This is a genomic window from Carnobacterium sp. (genome assembly GCF_032094055.1).
Classification (GTDB): Bacteria; Bacillota; Bacilli; order Lactobacillales; family Carnobacteriaceae; genus Carnobacterium_A.
The window spans coordinates 42103-43385 of the sequence record NZ_DAMDAK010000004.1 but is presented as its reverse complement, the minus strand read 5'-3'; the positions used below and the strand labels follow the sequence as shown (position 1 = coordinate 43385).

General features: G+C 40.1%; 1 protein-coding gene. It reads left to right on the top strand.

Annotated elements, in window-relative coordinates; genetic code table 11:
* Positions 1-1240, top strand: a 1240-nt coding sequence (locus RT405_RS01375) for a sucrose-6-phosphate hydrolase (RefSeq protein ID WP_313466925.1), incomplete at its 5' end; no start/stop codon positions are given.
* Positions 1241-1283: the final 43 nt, after the last annotated feature.

The window sequence follows — 1283 nt, the reverse complement described above, 5'->3', positions numbered from 1 at the left end:
CCATAATACCAAAAGTTGGGGACATGTCACTTCGATGGACTTGGTTCACTGGACTGAACAGCCAGTAGCTTTGGAGCCGGTTGATTGGTTTGATAAAAATGGCTGTTATTCCGGTAGTGCCATAGCATTTGAAAATAAATTATATTTATTTTATACCGGAAATGTTCGAAATGAACTAAATGAACGCGAAAGCTACCAATGTTTAGCTGTTTCAGAAGACGGCATCCATTTTGAAAAGAAAGGTCCCATTTTGAACCAACCAAAGGGGTACACGGCACATATAAGAGATCCAAAAGTGTGGCAGGGAAAGAATAACGACTGGTGGATGGTGTTAGGTGCTCAAAAAGAAGAGTTAACAGGCGATGCTTTGGTTTACCATTCGGATAATTTAATGGATTGGACACTCAAAGGTTCGCTTTTGGATGAGGAATTTGATTTCGGTTTTATGTGGGAATGTCCGGATGTCGTCCAATTCAATCAAAAATCAGCATTTATCTTTTCTCCGCAAGGGTTGTTGGCTAAAGGCGATGAATGTAACAATATTTACCAATCCGGTTATTTAACAGGAGTGTTTACAGAAGCTGGCAAGTTTTTAACCAATCAACAGCCTTTTAAAGAATTGGATAGAGGATTTGAATTTTATGCTCCACAAACATTTCAAGATGATAAAGGCCGCCAAATCTTATTTGGATGGATGGGCGTAATGGAACCGGAAGTTGAAGCGGCTGTGCCGACTATTCAAGATGGCTGGATCCATAATTTGACTATTCCTAGAGAATTAACGTATAGTGATGGACAGCTAAAACAGCAGCCAGTAGCAGAATTGAAGCAACTAAGACAGGGTTCTCCGATGGTCATGGAAGGAAAGGCCGAAGCTTCTCTGCAGCTGCCCACATTTCAAAATGAAATTCTGGTAGAGTGGAGAAAAACAGCCGGTTCATTCAAGCTTCAGATAAGGAATAATAGTAGCGTTGAATATGATGCACGGCTAAATCGAGTGGAGGTTTCACGGTTAAATTGGTTGACTGGTAATAGAGAAACACGAGCAGTTACTTTGAAGAACCCATTAACGCAGCTACATTTGTTTCTTGAAAGTTCCTCATTAGAACTCTTTGTAAATAAAGGGGAAGAGGTCTTCTCGTTACGGTATTTCCCGGAACCAGAAGCAAAGACAATTGATATATGTGCTTGTGAAACAGGTAAAGAACCTCACATCACACTGTATACATTAGAAAATTGATCTAAAAAAAAAGCCCCATGCTCTCTGATACTAGAGAACATGG